Origin of the sequence: Microbispora sp. H10949 (assembly GCF_014161435.1) — a bacterium.
Classification (GTDB): domain Bacteria; phylum Actinomycetota; class Actinomycetes; order Streptosporangiales; family Streptosporangiaceae; genus Microbispora; species Microbispora triticiradicis.
On the sequence record NZ_JABBWZ010000012.1, the window covers coordinates 75,450 to 91,327 of the forward strand.

At 72.2% G+C, this 15,878-nt stretch carries 15 protein-coding genes and 2 tRNA genes; 2 read left to right on the forward strand and 15 right to left on the reverse strand.

The features are described from left to right. Nucleotides 1-28: 28 nt before the first annotated feature. The 9 genes from HHX40_RS28540 to HHX40_RS28580 all read right to left on the reverse strand — a co-directional run bounded on the left by HHX40_RS28540 (nucleotide 29) and on the right by HHX40_RS28580 (nucleotide 4,159). A complete protein-coding gene (locus HHX40_RS28540) occupies nucleotides 29-1,090 on the reverse strand; it encodes a UDP-N-acetylmuramate dehydrogenase (protein WP_182883052.1) in 1,062 nt (353 codons plus the stop codon). Between the two features lie 90 nt (nucleotides 1,091-1,180). Next, nucleotides 1,181-1,582: a hypothetical protein gene (locus tag HHX40_RS28545; RefSeq protein ID WP_182883053.1), complete on the reverse strand. Its 402-nt coding sequence runs from the start codon at nucleotides 1,580-1,582 to the stop codon at nucleotides 1,181-1,183. 69 nt (nucleotides 1,583-1,651) lie between these two features. Next, nucleotides 1,652-2,080: a MaoC family dehydratase gene (locus tag HHX40_RS28550; protein ID WP_182883054.1), complete on the reverse strand. Its 429-nt coding sequence runs from the start codon at nucleotides 2,078-2,080 to the stop codon at nucleotides 1,652-1,654. Nucleotides 2,081-2,082: 2 nt separating this feature from the next. Then, nucleotides 2,083-2,532 (reverse strand): MaoC family dehydratase N-terminal domain-containing protein, encoded by a 450-nt coding sequence (locus HHX40_RS28555; protein WP_182883055.1) that lies wholly within the window; start codon nucleotides 2,530-2,532, stop codon nucleotides 2,083-2,085. Nucleotides 2,533-2,796: 264 nt separating this feature from the next. Then, nucleotides 2,797-2,961 (reverse strand): 50S ribosomal protein L33, encoded by a 165-nt coding sequence (gene rpmG, locus HHX40_RS28560; protein WP_036325591.1) that lies wholly within the window; start codon nucleotides 2,959-2,961, stop codon nucleotides 2,797-2,799. A gap of 79 nt (nucleotides 2,962-3,040) precedes the next feature. Then, nucleotides 3,041-3,114: transfer RNA gene (locus tag HHX40_RS28565), tRNA-Met, on the reverse strand. A gap of 182 nt (nucleotides 3,115-3,296) precedes the next feature. After that, a tRNA-Thr gene (locus tag HHX40_RS28570) sits at nucleotides 3,297-3,369 on the reverse strand. Between the two features lie 98 nt (nucleotides 3,370-3,467). Then, entirely contained in the window at nucleotides 3,468-3,890 is a 423-nt protein-coding gene (locus HHX40_RS28575; RefSeq protein WP_182883056.1) for a hypothetical protein, read from the reverse strand. A 59-nt stretch (nucleotides 3,891-3,949) separates the two neighbouring features. Continuing rightward, complete coding sequence (locus tag HHX40_RS28580) at nucleotides 3,950-4,159, reverse strand: transposase (protein ID WP_182883057.1); 210 nt, start codon at nucleotides 4,157-4,159, stop codon at nucleotides 3,950-3,952. 138 nt (nucleotides 4,160-4,297) lie between these two features. Between HHX40_RS28580 and HHX40_RS28585 the strand changes: the two genes are divergently transcribed. Continuing rightward, complete coding sequence (locus HHX40_RS28585) at nucleotides 4,298-4,948, forward strand: hemerythrin domain-containing protein (RefSeq protein WP_111697372.1); 651 nt, start codon at nucleotides 4,298-4,300, stop codon at nucleotides 4,946-4,948. Here the strand turns inward: HHX40_RS28585 and HHX40_RS28590 are convergent. Further along, complete coding sequence (locus HHX40_RS28590) at nucleotides 4,884-8,225, reverse strand: BTAD domain-containing putative transcriptional regulator (RefSeq protein WP_182883058.1); 3,342 nt, start codon at nucleotides 8,223-8,225, stop codon at nucleotides 4,884-4,886. The genes HHX40_RS28585 and HHX40_RS28590 overlap by 65 nt on opposite strands. A gap of 19 nt (nucleotides 8,226-8,244) precedes the next feature. Then, on the reverse strand, nucleotides 8,245-8,772 hold the full coding sequence (locus HHX40_RS28595; protein ID WP_182883059.1) for a C40 family peptidase: 528 nt from the start codon (nucleotides 8,770-8,772) through the stop codon (nucleotides 8,245-8,247). A gap of 246 nt (nucleotides 8,773-9,018) precedes the next feature. Here HHX40_RS28595 and HHX40_RS28600 point away from each other — a divergent pair, with 246 nt between their 5' ends. After that, nucleotides 9,019-9,390 carry an STAS domain-containing protein gene (locus tag HHX40_RS28600; RefSeq protein WP_182883060.1) on the forward strand — a complete coding sequence of 124 codons (372 nt, stop codon included), beginning with the start codon at nucleotides 9,019-9,021 and terminating at the stop codon, nucleotides 9,388-9,390. Between the two features lie 36 nt (nucleotides 9,391-9,426). Here the strand turns inward: HHX40_RS28600 and HHX40_RS28605 are convergent, their stop codons facing one another. The 4 genes from HHX40_RS28605 to HHX40_RS28620 all read right to left on the reverse strand — a co-directional run bounded on the left by HHX40_RS28605 (nucleotide 9,427) and on the right by HHX40_RS28620 (nucleotide 15,661). Further along, a complete protein-coding gene (locus tag HHX40_RS28605; RefSeq protein ID WP_310738334.1) occupies nucleotides 9,427-11,538 on the reverse strand; it encodes a transglycosylase domain-containing protein in 2,112 nt (703 codons plus the stop codon). Nucleotides 11,539-11,633: 95 nt separating this feature from the next. Then, on the reverse strand, nucleotides 11,634-12,611 hold the full coding sequence (bla, locus tag HHX40_RS28610; protein WP_182883061.1) for a class A beta-lactamase: 978 nt from the start codon (nucleotides 12,609-12,611) through the stop codon (nucleotides 11,634-11,636). Nucleotides 12,612-12,696: 85 nt separating this feature from the next. Continuing rightward, the gene (locus HHX40_RS28615; RefSeq protein ID WP_182883062.1) at nucleotides 12,697-14,295 is read right to left on the reverse strand and encodes a serine/threonine-protein kinase; all 1,599 of its coding nucleotides are present in this window, start codon (nucleotides 14,293-14,295) and stop codon (nucleotides 12,697-12,699) included. Then, on the reverse strand, nucleotides 14,285-15,661 hold the full coding sequence (locus HHX40_RS28620) for a DUF4407 domain-containing protein (RefSeq protein ID WP_182883063.1): 1,377 nt from the start codon (nucleotides 15,659-15,661) through the stop codon (nucleotides 14,285-14,287). Before HHX40_RS28620 ends, HHX40_RS28615 begins: the two co-directional genes overlap by 11 nt. Nucleotides 15,662-15,878 lie beyond the last annotated feature (217 nt).

Consider the following 15,878-nt stretch of genomic DNA (forward strand, 5'->3'; position numbering starts at 1 on the left):
GACTACTCCCCTTCGGTGTTGTCCCAGTTTAACCGAGCTGAAGACTGGCTCCCACCAGCACGGGTTCGTTGACGAGCCACACGCCGAACTTCTCGTGCACGCCGTCGCGCACCTCGCGGGCCAGCGCGAGCAGTTCGGCCGCGCCCGCCTCACCGGTGGGGTTGGTCAGGGCCAGAGTGTGCTTCGTGGAGATGCGGGCCCGGCCCTTCTCGTACCCCTTGGGGAACCCGGCGTTCTCGATCAGCCACGCCGCCGGGATCTTCACCGAGCCGTCCGGCATGTCCCAGCGCGGATGACCGGGGGCGCGAAGCTCCAGGGCCGTCGCCTCGTCCGGGCCGAGCACGGGGTTGGTGAAGAAGGACCCCGCGCTGCGCGTGTCGGGGTCGTCGGGATCGAGCACCATCCCCTTGCCGCGCCGTAGCTCCAGCACCGCCTCCCGTGCCTCGGTCAGCGGCACCCGCTCGCCGATCTCCACCCCGAGCCGCGCGGCCAGTTCCCGGTACGCCACGGGCCCCGACAGGGCCGACCGCTCCAGGGCGTAGGTGACCGCGAGCACAACGTGCCGTTCGGGGTCGTGCTTGAAGGCGCTGTGCCGGTAGGCGAAACCGCACTCCGCCGCCGTGAGGTCGGCCACCTCGCCGGTCCCGCGGTCGTACACGCGGACGCCGGTGACGGTCTGCGAGACGTCCTGCCCGTACGCCCCGACGTTCTGGATCGGGGTGGAGCCCACCAGGCCGGGAATCCCCGACAGGCACTCGATCCCCGACAGGCCTTCGGCGACGCACCGGGCGACCAGGGCGTCCCAGTCCTCCCCCGCCTGCGCCGTGACGAGCACGCGCCCGTCCCCGGACGGCGCCGCCTCGACGCCCCGGGTGACGACGCGGACCACCAGCCCGCCGAACCCCTCGTCGGAGACGAGCAGGTTGCTGCCGCCGCCGAGCACCAGCACGGGCTCCCTGTCACGATCGGCCTCGGCCACCAACCCGACCAGGTCACCGGTGGTGTCCGCCTCCGCGAACGCCCGGGCGGGGCCGCCTGTACGCAGGGTGGTGTAGCGGGCGAGGGCCACCCCTGCCAGCCGGTCAGCCATTCGTCTCCTCAGCGCGTCCCCCCAGGCCGGGTAGAGGCACCCAGGGCCGTGTAGAGGAACAGGATAGCCACCCCGCCCCCGCCCGCCCCATCACGGAGTGTGGGGGGCTTCCTGGTCGGGAGGTGAGTCGGTGCCTGTGTCGACGCCGGTCTCGGCGATCGCCTGGTCGATCCGGGAGGTGGCCGAACTGCCGTCCCACAGAAGCTGGGAGGCGACCATCGACGCCTCGCCCGACGGGGTCAGCGCCGTCTCGATCGTCCCGCCGGGGGCGACGTCGCGCTTGACCTCGGTGATCTCCTCGTGGCCCGCCGCCCGCGCGGCCTCCCGCGCGTTCCCCGCGCGGGGCGACGGCAGGCTACCGCCCTGGGCGTCCCCGGCCTTGCCCGGGTCCTGCGTCTGCGTCGCCACGCCGGCGGTGTCGCCCTGCTCCCGCTGGGTCGTGACCGGCTCGTTGACGACGCCCTCGGTCTCTGAAGTGTCTCGCTCGCTCACGATCCGACCGCTACCCAGCACCGGCGCCGCCAAGCACCCTCATGGCTCATCGTGGCCGATCGGGGCCGGTCAGGAGAGCTGGACCACCGCGCGGGCCTTGGAGAGGACCCGGGAGTCGCCGGACCTCGCCGTGAGCGTGACCACGACGCGCTTGTCCTCGCGCTTCTCCTCCACGATCCCGCTGATCGTGATCGTCGCGCCGTTGTCGTCGTCGGGCACCACGACCATGGACGAGAAACGGACCCCGTACTCGACCACCGCGCCGGGGTCGCCCGCCCAGTCGGTGACGAACCGGCCGCCCTGCGCCATCGTGTACATGCCGTGCGCGATGACGTCGGGCAGGCCGACCGCCTTCGCGTAGCGCTCGTTCCAGTGGATGGGGTTGAAGTCGCCCGAGGCCCCGGCGTACCGCACCAGGTCGACCCGGCGGACCCGGTACTCGGCGGCCGGGATCTCCTGGCCGGTCTCCACATCGTCGTACTTGACCGTCGCCGCCATGATCAGGCCGCCCCTCCGCGCTCCACGATGATGTTGTAGGTCCGGCAGACCAGCTCGCCGGAGGTGGTGTGCACGTCGCTGCGCACGGTCAGGAACTCGTTGCGGCCGACGCTGCGGATCTCCGCGATGGTGGAGCTGCACACGAGCTCGTCGCCCGCCTGGATGGGCCGCTCGTACTCGAACCGCTGCTCACCGTGCACGACCATGGAGAAGTCGAGCCCCAGGCCGGGGTCGGTGAGCGCGTCACCGGTGCCGAGGAGGCTGAACACGATCGGGAAGGTCGGCGGCGCCACGACGTCCGGGTGCCCGGCCGCCACTGCGGCCTGCCGGTCGTGGTAGATCGGGTTGCCGTCGCCGATCGCGGTGGCGAACTCGCTGATCTTGACGCGGCTGACCTCGTAGGGCGCGGACGCCTGGTACGTCCGCCCGACGAAGTCGCGATTCAGAGGCATCGGCCGTGCTCCTTAGGGGATGAGCGGGTGACCGTACGCTAGCAACACCCGATCCGGCCGGCCGTCACCGCCGCACCGCGGAAGATCCGGCCCAGAACATCCGACCCAGAAGCACCGACACGAAAACCGGCGCCTCCGCGACGGAGACGCCGGTCATACGTGATCGAGGTCGTGCTGTGTCGAGGTCAGGCCGTGCAAGCCGACCGCGTAAGCCGACCGCCGCGTTCGCGGCGCGGAACCACGCGCGCCGGACCGCGCTACGACTTAGCGGGTCTCGCGGTGCGCCCGGTGCGTCTTGCAGTTGGGGCAGTACTTCTTCAGCTCAAGCCGATCCGGGTCGTTGCGCCGGTTCTTCCGCGTGATGTAGTTGCGGTGCTTGCACTCCTGGCAGGCCAGCGTGATCTTCGGCCTAACGTCTGTGGCAGCCACGTGGGAGTGCCTTTCTGCGTTTGGGACTACTGGACAACCCAGGCCGGGGCCGCCTTCGTGAGGTGACCCGGCAGGGTAGTAGCGGAGGCCGGACTTGAACCGGCGACACAGCGATTATGAGCCGCTTGCTCTGCCTGACTGAGCTACTCCGCCTCGGGCCGGAGAAACTGCATCCGGCCACGCAAGGATACCCGACCCGTACGGCTCTTCGCGCATCGGGATCAGCCGTGATCGGGATCGGTCAGCCGGTGGGGAAGAGGCACCCCCACCAAGCCGAAAGCCCCACCCGGCAGCGCTCCCACAGGAACAATGCTCAGATAGGACTTTCCGGCCAGAGCCCCCAAACGGAATCGAACCGTTGACCTTCTCCTTACCATGGAGACGCTCTGCCGACTGAGCTATAGGGGCGGGCCCGGTTGCGCTCTCGCGCCTCGCGGACAGGTGTAACCATACACGGCCACGCTGAACGATGCGAACTCGAATACCGCCGCGCTCACGGTGCCGGCTCACGGTGTCGGCAGCATGCCGGAGAGATCGGCCGCGGGCCGCTGACGGGGCGGTACTTCGGCCGCGACGGCGTACCTGCTGAAGTAGCCCTTCCCCCGGACGGGGGTCACGTTGCTCAGCGTCACCGTGGCCTCGTACGGCGTGTTCTCGCAGGCGGGCAGGCACCAGGTGCCGCTGAGCCTGCCCGCGCCCACGGCCCGGGTCGGCCCCCAGGAGTGCCAGGTGACCTCGCTGATCGTGGTGAACTCGGAGAGGACCAGGATGGCCGGCCGCTGGTCGGGCCGCCCCTGCTCCGAGCCCTGCAGGTTGAGCACGTACACCGGTGTCTCCGCGACCGGGCCGGCCTGCGACGCGCCGCAGCCGGAGACCCCCGCGCCGAGGACCGCGACCGCGAGCTTGGTGACAGTGGTGACCAGGCGCATCGATACCCCCTCGGCACTCTGAGTGCCCAGGGTCGGCGCGGGTTACGCCTGCGGCCCGCCTACCTGACGGCCGTACGGGCGTCGCCGGCCCGCTCCGGCAGGGCGATCACCTCGCACAGGTCGGCGAGGTCGACGAACCGGGCGACCTCGTCGACCGACAGGCAGTCGGCGACCAGCCGTCCGTGCCGCCGCACGCGGAGCACCTGGCGGTCGCGGCGGTACGCCGGAACGATCTCGTACCCGTCGGGACCCACCCATCGCCTGTCCATAGGGGAACAAGCTATCGGTTCTTCCCATCGTTCTCTCCCGTCTCATAGGGATCGGGTTTAAGTAAGGACCTAATGGACCCCAAGCACCGGGGCGCACAGTGAGCGTGCCCGACCGCCCCGCTCACGAGAGGCATCCCGATGTCCGACGCACCCGTCCCGCACCCCGCCAACCTGCCCGCCCCCAACCTGCTCGGCTTCCGCATCACCCACCGCGCGATGCGGGCCGACTCCCGGCGCCTCGCCGACGTCACCGGCGAGATCGCCGCGGGCCGGCAGCCGTGCGGCCCCGAGCGCGCGGCAGCGATCAGGGACTACGTGGTCAAGCTGTGCCAGGGCATCCATCACCACCACAAGGCGGAGGACGACCACCTGTGGCCCCTGCTCGTGCGTTCGGCGGGCGCCGAGGTGGACCTGAGCGAGCTGAGCGAGGACCACTCCGAGCTCGATCCGCTGCTGGAGGAGATCCGGTCCGTCGCGGGCGACCCGGCCGAGCTGGCCAAGCCGATGCGCCGTCTGGCCGACCTGCTGGACGAGCACATCGTGGAGGAGGAGCGGCAGCTCTTCCCGGTCATCATGCGGCACGTCACCGCGAAGGACTGGGAGGAGCTGGAGAAGCACGTCCGCAAGGGCGGGGACCCGCGGTTCGAGCTGCCCCGCATCGAGCGGCACGCGCGGCCGGAGGAGCTGGCCGAGCTGCGCAGGCTGGCCGGGCCCGTCCTGGTCGTCATGCTGGCGCTGCTGCGTCCCGGCCACCGTCGCCGCGAGCGTCTCGTGTTCGGCGCGGCGTGAGCGCCCGGCGGGCGGCCTCCTCCCAGTGCGGGGAGCCGGCCTGCCGGGCCACCTCGGCGGCCCGCCGGTAGTGGGCGTCCGCGTCGCCGGGCCGGCCCAGGAACACGGCGAGGTCGCCCAGCGTGTGGGCCACCGGCCCGGCCGTGACCGACCCCGAGTGCAGGCCGGCCAGCTCGCCGTCGTACGGCAGCAGCAGCTCGTAGCACTCGGCGGCCACCTCCCGGTCGCCCAGCGCCGCCGCGTTGTCCGACCGCATGGACATCAGCAGCAGCCAGTAGTAGTCGCGCCGGGGCCGGTGCCCGGGCAGCCACACGGCGCGGGCCTCGTCGAGACGGCCGGCGCCGACGAGCACCCGGGTGTACATCTCCATGCTGTCCTCGCGCAGGCGCTCCCAGAGGACGGTGAGCTCCTCCACCATCCCGGCGAGACGCCCTGACGCCAGCGCGACCACGAAGCGGCCGACCATCCCCACCATCGCGCCGTTCGCGTCGCCGGTGCGGGCCAGCCGTTCACCGAGCTCGCCGTACGCGCGGCCGGCCCGCTCGAAGTCGCCCGTCACCAGCAGGCGCAGGGCGTCGAGGAAGGCGAGGATGCCGAGGGCCAGGCCGAGCTGGCCGGTCGTCGACAGCGCGGCGCCCCTGTCGGCGTGCTCGCGCGCCGAGGCCCAGTCGTTGCGGGCGAGCGCGACCATGAGCAGCGCGAAGTGGCCGAGCGTCTGGTAGCCGAGCAGTCCCGCGTCGGCGGACGCGGTCAGCAGGTCGTGACCGAGCGTCTCCAGCTCCGCCCGCCGGTCCGGCGCGAGGCAGGCCCAGTAGCGGGCGTTGAGCGCCATGCAGCGCAGCCGGGGATCGCCGAGTGCGTCCGCGATCGCCAGCGCCTCTGCGCTCGCCGTCTCGACGCGCTCCGCGTCGTGTCCTTCGAGCGCGTGGCAGAGGGCGACGAGCATGCGGCAGCGCAGCTCCCCCGCCTCCGCCGGCATCGAGCCCTCGATCGCCCCGACGAGCCGGGGGTCGTACGCGCGGTCGGGCTGGATGGTCCAGATGACCGGCGCGTCGAACGACGTGACCGCGCGGGCGACCGCCGCCCGGTCGCCCATCTCCTGGGCCAGCGCCAGGGCCTTCTCCCGGTTCCGCAGGGCGGTGATCACGTCGCCCGCGTGCGCCTGCGCGGACACCAGGTCGCACAGCAGGCCGAGGCGGACGTCCCGGGGCGGCTCGCCGGTCCCCTGGGTCAGCAGGTCGAGGGCGTCCAGGGCGCCCTGCAGCAGCGTCGCCGCCTCTCCGTGCGCGTGGTAGACCGACCAGGCCTGGTGGGCGGCGCGCGCCGCGTACCCGGCCGCCGTGAGGGCGGTCGCGGTGGTCGCGGCGGCGAGCGCGTGGTGCCCGAGCGCGCCGACGTCGCCGGGCCGCACGCGTTCCAGCGCGGCGAGGACCCTGCCGTGGATGCGCGTACGGCGCAGCCGGGGGATGTCCTCGTACAGCGTCTCGCGGACGAGCACGTGGGCGAAGCGGACGTGGCCGGGGCGCGGCTCCTCCAGCAGGCCGGACAGCACGCCCGCCTCCAGGCCGTCGAGCACGGTCTCCTCGTCGGCCCCCGGCATCGCGACGAGCACGTCCGCGTCGGCCTCCCGGCCGAGGACGGCGGCGGTGCGGAGCGTCGTCTGCGCCGTGGCGGGCAGCCGGGCGAGGCGGCGGCGGATCAGGTCGCGGACGCCCGGCGGCAGCGCGTGGGCCGCGGCCGGGCCGTCGACCGCGAGCAGCCGGGCCGTCTCGGCCACGAACAGGGGGTTGCCGCCGGTCCGCTCGGTGACCGTGCGGACCAGCGTCTCGTCCACCTCCGCGCCGGAGCGCTCCGTGAGCAGGCGCGCCACCTCCGGCTCGCCGAGGCCGCCCAGCGTGATGTTCTCCACGGCCTGGACGGCGAGCGCGGCGGCGGTGGCCGTGAGGTCGCCGCCCGCCTCCGCCGGCCGGTGCGTCAGCAGGACGAGGACCGGCGTGCGCGCCAGGCGGCCGGCGAGATGACGCAGCAGCTGGAGGGTCTCCTCGTCGGCGCGGTGCACGTCCTCCAGCACGATCAGCAGTGGTCCCGGCACACCCTCCAGGTAGTCGCCGGCCGCCCGCGCCAGCCAGAACTGGCCCACGGGCGCGGCGTCGTCGGTCAGCAGCGGCGCGAGCCTCGCCGCCGTCCCGGGCTCCGGCGGGCGGGTGGCGGAAAGGTCGCGCAGCACCTCGCTCCAGGCCCAGGCGGGCGGCACGCCGCCGGTCGTCTCCGGGCAGCGGCCGACCACGGTCTGCCAGCCGTCCCCCGCCAACCGCCGCACCAGCGCGCCGGCGAGCGTGCTCTTGCCCGAGCCCGCCTCGCCGCCGAGCCAGGCGATGCGGAAGCCGTCCCGCGCCTGCCCGGCCGCGGAGACCAGCCGGGACAGCTCCGCCGTACGGCCGACCATCCGGAAGTCGGCCGGGGCGGGTTCGGCCCGCGTCTCTCGTACGGGCGGCCCGATCACGGGGACCGGGTCGAGCGACTCGGCCTGCGCGAGGATGTCCGCCTCCAGCGTGCGCAGCGCGGGCCCGGGGTCGACGCCGAGCTGGTCGGCGAGCAGGGCGCGGGTGCGGCGCAGGGCCGCGAGCGCCTCCCCCTGCCGGCCGCCCCGGTAGTAGGCCAGCGCGAGCAGCCGTACGGCGTTCTCGCGCAGGGGGTGCTCGGTGAGGTGGCGTTCGAGCTCGGGGACGATCTCGGCATGGCGGCCCAGCGCGAGCGCCGCCTCGGCGCGGTACTCGGAGGCGACCACCCGCAGTTCGTTCAGATGGCCCACCTCGGGCACGGCCCACTCCTCGTCGCCGAACTCGGCGTACGCCGGGCCGGTCCACAGCGCCAGGGCCTCGTTGACGAGGTCGAGCGCCCGGGCGGGCGCGCCCTCGGCGAGGAGGCCGGAGGCGGCCTCGACCAGCCGGGGGAAGCGCCAGGCGTCCACGTCGTCCGGCTCCAGCGCGAGGCGGTAGCCGGGCGGAGCGGTCACCAGCACGCGGGCGGCGGCGCGGGGCGGGCGGTCCGGCTCCAGCACGCGGCGCAGGTTGGAGACGTAGACCTGCAACGCGCCCAGGGCGCGAGGAGGCGGCTGGCCCTTCCACAGGTCGTCCACGAAACGGTCGGTCGACACCACGTGTCCGTGCGCGCAGACCAGCCGGGCCAGTACGGCGCGCTGGAGCGACGTCCCGAGGTCCGCGCGACGGCCGTCGACCTCCGCCGCTATCCGCCCCAATATCCTCAATCGCACCATAACGGGGTAAGCATAGGTATCAGGCTCGATAGTGGTAGTAACCGAGCAGGTCATCCAGCACGGACACGTCGTCCATGCGGATGCGCGTCCCGGTCGCGAACGCGTTGATCATCTTGCCGCCTCCGACGTACACCCCGACGTGGTGGGTTCTGCCGGGCCTGCCGAAGAAGACCAGGTCGCCGGGTTGCGGCACGTCGACCCGGCGCAGCCGGCCGACGTGGTCGTCGGTGTTGCCGGGGCCGAGCACGTCGTCGCCGAACGCCAGGTCGTACACCCATCGGGTGAACCCCGAGCAGTCGAAGCCGCGCGTCCGACTCGCCGGACAGGGCATGACCGAGCCGCTGTACCCCCGGCAGGTCCCCTTCGACGGCCCCGGCCGCGTCGCGTGTCCCCCGCCCCACGAGTACGGCAGAGCGCCCTGGGCGGCGTACGCGACGGCGACGGCCCTGGACAGCTCCTCGTCGAGAGGCGCGGAACCCGCGGCGGCCAGCGCGACGATTCCCCCGATCAGAACCAGTCGGCGCCTGAGCGCGCGCTCAACCCCCATGGATCGTGACAATAGCCACTCGTCTCTTTCCTGACCATGGAAGCTTTACCCCACTCGATCGACTCACCGGGTAGGAATTGTTACTCTGAGTAGGGCTAAGGTGGTCCAATGTTCAACCGAGCCCTACCTCTGTGAGCCAGGACGCGTTCGACGTCCTGCCGTCGAAGCGCTTCGCCTGGTCGCCCCGGACCTCCCCCACGGCTCCTTCAGTGGTCCCCGGCGTCAGGGAGAGCGAAGGGAGCCACCGTGGAGACGCGGACGGCACCGACCCCGTCCCCCACCCGTTGGTGGGTGCTGGGCATGCGCGGAGAGCTGGATCTCCACGCGGTGCGGCATCTCCACGAGCCCCTGCGCGGCCTGATAGAGGCCAGGGGCCCGTGGCTCGCCCTCGACCTGAGCGAGGTGCGCTTCATCGACACCACCGGGGTCGGGCTGCTGGTCCGCCTGGCGCACCACCTGCGCGGCCGGGACGGCGACCTCGCACTGATCGCCCCCGGAGGCCAGGTGCTGCGGATCCTCCGCTGGACGAACCTGACCCGGCTGTTCCGCGTGCTCGACACCGCTGACGCGCTGACCGACCTCGCCACCGACCACCCCCGCCTCGGCCGGGCGACCTGATGCTCCCCGGGAAGCGGCGTGACCGGCCGGGAGCCGTCAGTCCAGCCTGATCTCCACCGGGGTGTCGTCGGGCGGCGGCGCCACGGGACGGCAACTCTGGCCGCACCCGCCGAACGAGGGGTCGAGCGGGGCGAACTTCGTCGCCGGCACGCCGCTCAGCGCCTTGAGCATCGTGTCCTTCCAGATCGGGCCGGGAACGCTGGCGCCGAACACCTCGCCGTAGTAACGGCCGCCGATCGTCACGCCGTTCAGCTTGTACTTCGACGTGCCGCGCGGATCGCCGAGGCTGACCGCGCCGGCCAGGTCGGGGGTGAACCCGGCGAACCAGGCGGAGGAGGAGTTGTCGTTGGTCCCGGTCTTGCCGCCCGCGTCACGGCCGATGCCGCCGACCGCCGCCATCGTGCCCTTGGTCAGGACACCGGACAGCACGTGCGCCGCCGCGTCCGCCACCTCGGGGTCGAGAGCCTGACGGCACTTGGGCCTGTAGTCGGTGGTCTTGCCGGTGCTGTCGGTGATCCGGCTGATCGCCATCGGCGCGCAGTACTTTCCGCGCGCGCCGATCGCCGCGTAGGCGTTGGCGACCGTCACCGGGTCCATCTCGTTGATGCCGAGCGTGAACGTCTCGAACTCCTGGAGCGCCCCGCCGTCGGAGCGGTGGATGCCCAGCGACTTGGCCGTCTTGACCACCTCGCAGAGCCCGACCCGCCGCTCCAGCTCCATGAAGAACGTGTTGACCGAGTGCCAGGTGCCGGTCTGCAGGGTCAGCCACCCGGGCGACCCCTCGTCGTTGGTGACCGTGTGACCCGGGTCGCCGATGGACCCGCCCGCGCAGTTCCTGAACGCCGAGGCGCCGGGGGCGGTGTAGCCGGCGCCCACGCTGAACCCGTCGTTGATCTTCATGCCCTGCTTCAACGCGGTGAGCAGCGTGAAGGTCTTGAAGGTCGAACCCGCCTGGAAGCCGATGCCACCGCCGTGCGCCGCGTCCGCGACCAGGTTGTAGGACATCTCCTTCCTCGTCTTGCGCGTCCCGTACGGCCGGCTCGCGGCCATCGCCCTGATCGCCCCGGTGCCGGGCTGCACCAGCGCCTCGGCGGCCACCGGGTTGTCGGACGGGTTGACCCACTTCCTGATCGCCGCGTCCGCCGCCGCCTGCATCGAGGGGTCGATCGTGGTCCTTATCGTCAGGCCGCCCCGGTTGAGGAACCGCAACCGGTCCTTGGCCGTCCTGCCGAAGTCGGAGTTGTTGAGGATCTCGTTGCGCACGTAGACGCAGAAGTACGGATATTTACTGGACTCGCAGCCGCCGGGAAGCTTCGTCCCCTTGTACCCGAGCTTGGTGGCCTTGGCCTTGGCCGCCTCGGCTGCGGTGATCTTGCCCAGCTCGGCCATCCGGTCGAGCACGACGTTGCGCCGCTTGAGCAGCCGGTCGCGGTGGGTCTTGCCGAGGTTGGGGTCGGTCGCGTTGGGGTCCTGCACCGCGCCCGCCAGCGTCGCCGCCTGCGGCAGCGTCAGCCTGCTCGCGCCGACCCCGAAGAACCGCTTGGCCGCCGCCTCGACGCCGTACGCGCCCGCGCCGAAGTAGGCGATGTTGAGGTACTTCTCCAGGATCTCGTCCTTGGAGTACTTCTTCTCCACGCCCATCGCGTACCGCAGTTCGTTGAGCTTGCGGGCGTAGCTGGCCTCCAGGGCCTTGTTCTTCTCCGCCTCGGTGTCGGCCGAGTTCAGCAGCACCTGCTTGACGTACTGCTGGGTGATCGAGGAGCCGCCCTGGGCCACCCCGCCCGCCTGCATGTTCCTGGCCAGCGCGCGGAGGGTGCCCTCGATGTCGATCGGCCCGTGCTCGTAGTAGCGGTAGTCCTCGATCGAGATGATGGCCGTCTTCATGACGTCGGCCATCTCGTCGAGCGGGACGACCTCGCGGTACTGCTCGTAGAACCGCGCGATCTCGCGGCCCTTGACGTCCTGCACCACGGAGACCTGCGCGAGCGGAGGCTCGGGGAGGTCACGCGGTTCGAGGCCGACGTCCTTGACGGCCGACACCAGGCCGACCCCCGCGCCGCCGACCGCCGGCAGCGCGATCCCCGCGACCAGCACGCCCGCCGCCGCTCCCATGGCCGCCAGACGCAGCACCTTCCCCGTGGCGTTCACCCGATCATCCCCAACTCGATCTCCCCGGCCCCGATCGTCCCCCGAATCGATAAGGACAAGGTTATGGGGCCGTAAAGGGGATTGTTGACGCGGTCCTACGACAGCAGGCCGAGGCCGCGCACGAGGACGGTGGCGGTCCGCGCCACGACCTCGTCGTCCGCGGAGCCGCCGGGGGTGAGGCGGTTCGTGTAGATCGCCAGAATGATCGGGGCCGCGTCCTCGGCCGGCCAGACGACGGCGATGTCGCCGGCGGTGCCGTACGTGCCGCCGGTGCCGGTCTTGTCGCCGACGATCCACTTCGGGGGCAGGCCGGCGCGGATGCGCGCGTCGCCGGTCGTGTTGCCGCGCAGCCACCCGACGAGCCGGGACCGGTCCGCCGCGTCGAGCGCGCCGCCGGTGGTGAGCGCGCGCAGGTCGCGGGCGATCGACAGGGGTGTGGTGGTGTCGCGCCTCTCCCCGGGCGACCACACGTTCAGCTCGGGCTCCCAGCGGTCGAGACGGGAGACCGGGTCGCCGAGCGAACGGAAGTAACGGGTCAGGCCCCGCGGCCCGCCGATCCGCTTCAGCAGCAGGTCGCCGGCGGTGTTGTCGCTGTGGACGATCGCCGCCCGGCACAGCGCGGCGAGCGTCATCCCGTCGGCCACGTGCCTGCCCGTCTGCGGCGAGTGCGGCTTCACCTCTCCGGCCGTCCAGCGGACCACCTGCCGGGTCAGCTCGGCTTCGGTGGTCCCGGCCAGCACCGCCCCGGCGGCGAACGCCTTGAAGGTGGACGCCAGCGGGAACCGCTCGCCCTCCCGGTAGCCGATCGTGATCCCGGTCGCCATGTCGATCGCGTACGCGCCGATGCGGCCCCGGAAGGAGACCTCCAGCCTGCGCAGCGCCTTCCGTACGGCCGCCTGGCCGTGGGCGGGCGCCGCCGAGGCCCGGGCCGGAGCCGTGGGTCCGGCCGAGTTCGTGGCGGGAGGCCCGCCCGGACCGGGCGCGCCGCCGCCCGCGTCGGCGCCGCAGGCGGCGCAGGCCAGGACGGCGGCCGCCGCCGACGTGGCGGCTTTCCACCCGCCCAGCCGTCTCATGACAGAGGAGCCAACCAGAGGCGACGGAGTCGCGTCCAATGTGCCTCCAAGGTGTCGCGGCCACGTGTCGTCGCCCCGCGGTTCGTCATTCGGTGATCTGCCGCCGGACGGCGGGGCTGAGGCCGGAGAGGAGGCGGTCCGCGCGGCCGTCGGTGCTCGCCCGCAGCAGGGCCGCGATGACGGCCGGCGGCACGTTGTCGAGGACCCGCCAGGCCCGCCGCGTCGTCATCGACTCGACCAGCCTGACCGCCGTCGTGGTGGAGCCGAGCGCGGTGAGGATCTCGGCGGCGCTCCGGTCCGCGACCCCCGCCATGACCAGCGTGCCACGGCCCGTGGGCATCGCGCGCAGCACCGCGGCGGCCTTCGCGGCGGCCATGTGGTCGAGGGCCCGTCCCGCTCTCGCCGTCCCCATCAGGGCCAGCACCGTCGCCGCCGCCGGCGGCTCGCCCGCCATGGCGTCGAGCAGTGCGCCCGCGGTCACCGGATCCAGGGCGTCGAGCAGCGACGCGGCCACCTGCCTCGGCTGGGCGAGCAGCAGGCGCGCGCCCACAACCGGGGACGCCCGCCGTAGCGTCTCCATCGTCGGCGCCCCCTGAGACACTCCCGCCGGCGGGCCGTCGCCATGCGGCCGTGCCGGAGGTTTCGACGGCGACTCCGGCGCCCGCATACCTGCACGCCGGCGCTCCGCAGGTGCCGGTGCCGGAGGTTTCGACGGCGACTCCGGCTCCCGTGCGCCCGCAGCCTCGCGCTCGCGTCCCGCCGCCTGCCCGGACGCCGGCACCGGGGGTTTCCGTGACGGCTCGGGTGCCGCACCCCGCCCGGGCGCCGCAGCGGTCCGGGGCGCCGGGCCGTCGAGGATCGCGCGCAGCCTGGCGTCGGCCTCCTGCGCTCCCATGCGCCGCGCGGGATCCTTCTCCAGCAGCCCGATAACCAGGCGGGAGATCGGCCCGGGCCGTGTCGGCGCCGGGTCGTCGCTGATGACGGCCAGCATGGTCGCGTGCTCGTTGCCCCGGCGGAAGGGCGAGCGGCCCTCGACGGCCCAGAAGAGGGTGACGCCGAGCGACCACAGGTCGGACGCGGCGTTCGCCGCCTCCCCCTTGATCCGTTCCGGCGCCATGAACTCGGGAGTGCCGAGCAGGCGGCTCCGCGCCGTGAGACCGCTCGTCCCGGACATCTGGGCGATGCCGAAGTCGACCAGGACGACCCGCCCGGCCCTGCTGATCAGGATGTTGGCGGGCTTGACGTCCCGGTGCACCACGCCTGCGGCGTGCGCGGCGGTCAGTCCGCCCAGCACGTCGCGGGCGACGGCCGCGGCCTCGCTCTCGGCCAGCACGCCTTCCTTGATCTTGTCCTCCAGGGAGACGCCCTCGACATGGGCCATGACAATCCACGGTCTGCCGTCCGCCTCGAAGACGTCGTGCACCACGACGATCGAGGGATGCCCGATCTGGGCGAGCGACCGCGCCTCCCGGAGCGCCCGCTCCCGCTGGACCTCGGCCCGCTCCCCGTACGGCCACAGGGGGATCTCCTTCATGGCGACCAGGCGCTCCAGCGCCTTGTCCCAGGCGAGCCACACCGCGCCCATGCCACCCCGCCCCAGCAGGGACCGCAGCTCGTACCGGCCCACGACGACCTGCCCGGGCCGCGCCGGGCCGCCGACCGTCATGTCGGAGTCAGTCGTCATCGGGGAGCAGTTCGACCCCGCCGGAGCGCTCCGGGGCGGGCCGCGACAGCCGGAGGGTGCGGGTGTCCGGCATGCTGCGCAGTTCCTGGTCCTCGACCGAGCCGTAGCCGTCGGCGACGTGCTCGGCGCGGGTTCCCGTCGGCCCTCGCGACGGGCCGTCGGGACGAGGCGTGGGAACCTCCGGGAGTGGCCCGGTGTCCCCCGTACGGGACCAGATGCCCCAGATGTCCGTACCGCCGTTGGCGGGCGCCGCGGTCGGCGGCCGGGTCATGGCCCCGGCGGTGAAGCTGCCCCGCGCGGTGCGGAACTCGTGCTGCTCGGCGAGCGCGAGCACCTTCTCGTAGTTGCCGGGCCGCTGCATCAGCTTCACCGCGACCGGCAGGCACTCGATGAGCAGGAACAGCAGGAAGAGCAGCAGCCGGGTCATGCTGAGGCTCATGTCCTTGCCGGTGATCTCGTTGAGCGCCTGGATCCTGATGAGCAGGCCGTTGGTGGTGAGGTTCTCCGCGTCGAAGGACTCCTGCAGGTTCCCCTGCCGCTTGAGCGCCACGTCGAGCTGGGCCCGCGCCTTCGGCAACGCCTCCTTCGCGCTGGCGAGGCGCACCTGCTTGGCCTCCTGGCCGTTGTCGGTCAGCTCCCGCCTGCGCTTCTCGATCTGCCCGTTCAGCAGGTCGATTCGGCGCTTGTTCTTGTCGTACGCGCGCTTGCTGTCCCGGGCGAGCGGGCCGTCGCCCTTCTTCGGGCAGGACGGCCCTCCGTAGAGCTGGCACTGCCACTCGGTGTAGTGCTTGTCGGCGAGCTTCCGCTCGCTGTCCCGGTCGGCGGTGAGCGCGACGATCTGCGGATCCTGGTCGGTGGCGACGGGGACGTCGCCACCGGAGGAGACCACCTTCTCCAGGTTCGCGACCTCCTGGCGAAGCTGGCCGATGGTCTTACCGGTCACGCCCTGCTGCTGCTGCGCGACGAATACGTCCGCGCGCCGCTGCTTGATCTCGACTATCTGCGCGTCGATTTCGGACTTGAAGATCTGCAGGACCAATGGAGTGGAGATGACGAAACCGAGAAGCAGCGCCATGAGGATTCGGGGAACGGCCAGCGGCCAGCGGCGCGGGGCGTCCGCCCTCATCGTGCTGACCAGCCAGCGGTCGAGGCTGAGGATCATCAGACCCCACACCAGGCCCGCGAGGACGGCGACGACGACGTTGAGCCCCAGCGCGCTGCTCAGGGCGAACGTCATCGAGACCATGGCGAGGACGCCCGTCGTGAGGACGGCGCCCCCGATGCCCTCGAACTTGGGCTTCTCGGTCGGGCAACGCTCCAGGACCTCCGATCTCGCTCCGGACAACGCAATCAGAAAGTCCCTCATGTTTCTCCCGGGAGATTGGAGCTGTGGCCTGTGCCGTACACACGGAAACATCGCGTGACGCACGCAACACCGCTATCGTAGTTCTCCTATGTCACGTTTCGCGATATCGCGGGAATTTACCGTGATGTCATCACAGAAGGTGGGCGCATTCGAGAACTTCTCGCCGGTGACGACACCGGGGATGACATCGGGGACGGAGACAGGCGCGGGGACAGGC

Bases quoted from the DNA above. Each gene is read 5' to 3' on its own strand.
- HHX40_RS28540 (WP_182883052.1), bottom strand. From the start codon at position 1,090: ATGGCTGACCGGCTGGCAGGGGTGGCCCTCGCCCGCTACACCACCCTG.
- HHX40_RS28550 (WP_182883054.1), bottom strand. From the start codon at position 2,080: ATGGCGGCGACGGTCAAGTACGACGATGTGGAGACCGGCCAGGAGATC.
- HHX40_RS28555 (WP_182883055.1), bottom strand. From the start codon at position 2,532: ATGCCTCTGAATCGCGACTTCGTCGGGCGGACGTACCAGGCGTCCGCG.
- HHX40_RS28575 (WP_182883056.1), bottom strand. From the start codon at position 3,890: ATGCGCCTGGTCACCACTGTCACCAAGCTCGCGGTCGCGGTCCTCGGC.
- HHX40_RS28580 (WP_182883057.1), bottom strand. From the start codon at position 4,159: ATGGACAGGCGATGGGTGGGTCCCGACGGGTACGAGATCGTTCCGGCG.
- HHX40_RS28585 (WP_111697372.1), top strand. From the start codon at position 4,298: ATGTCCGACGCACCCGTCCCGCACCCCGCCAACCTGCCCGCCCCCAAC.
- HHX40_RS28590 (WP_182883058.1), bottom strand. From the start codon at position 8,225: ATGGTGCGATTGAGGATATTGGGGCGGATAGCGGCGGAGGTCGACGGC.
- HHX40_RS28595 (WP_182883059.1), bottom strand. From the start codon at position 8,772: ATGGGGGTTGAGCGCGCGCTCAGGCGCCGACTGGTTCTGATCGGGGGA.
- bla (WP_182883061.1), bottom strand. From the start codon at position 12,611: ATGAGACGGCTGGGCGGGTGGAAAGCCGCCACGTCGGCGGCGGCCGCC.
- HHX40_RS28615 (WP_182883062.1), bottom strand. From the start codon at position 14,295: ATGACGACTGACTCCGACATGACGGTCGGCGGCCCGGCGCGGCCCGGG.
- HHX40_RS28620 (WP_182883063.1), bottom strand. From the start codon at position 15,661: ATGAGGGACTTTCTGATTGCGTTGTCCGGAGCGAGATCGGAGGTCCTG.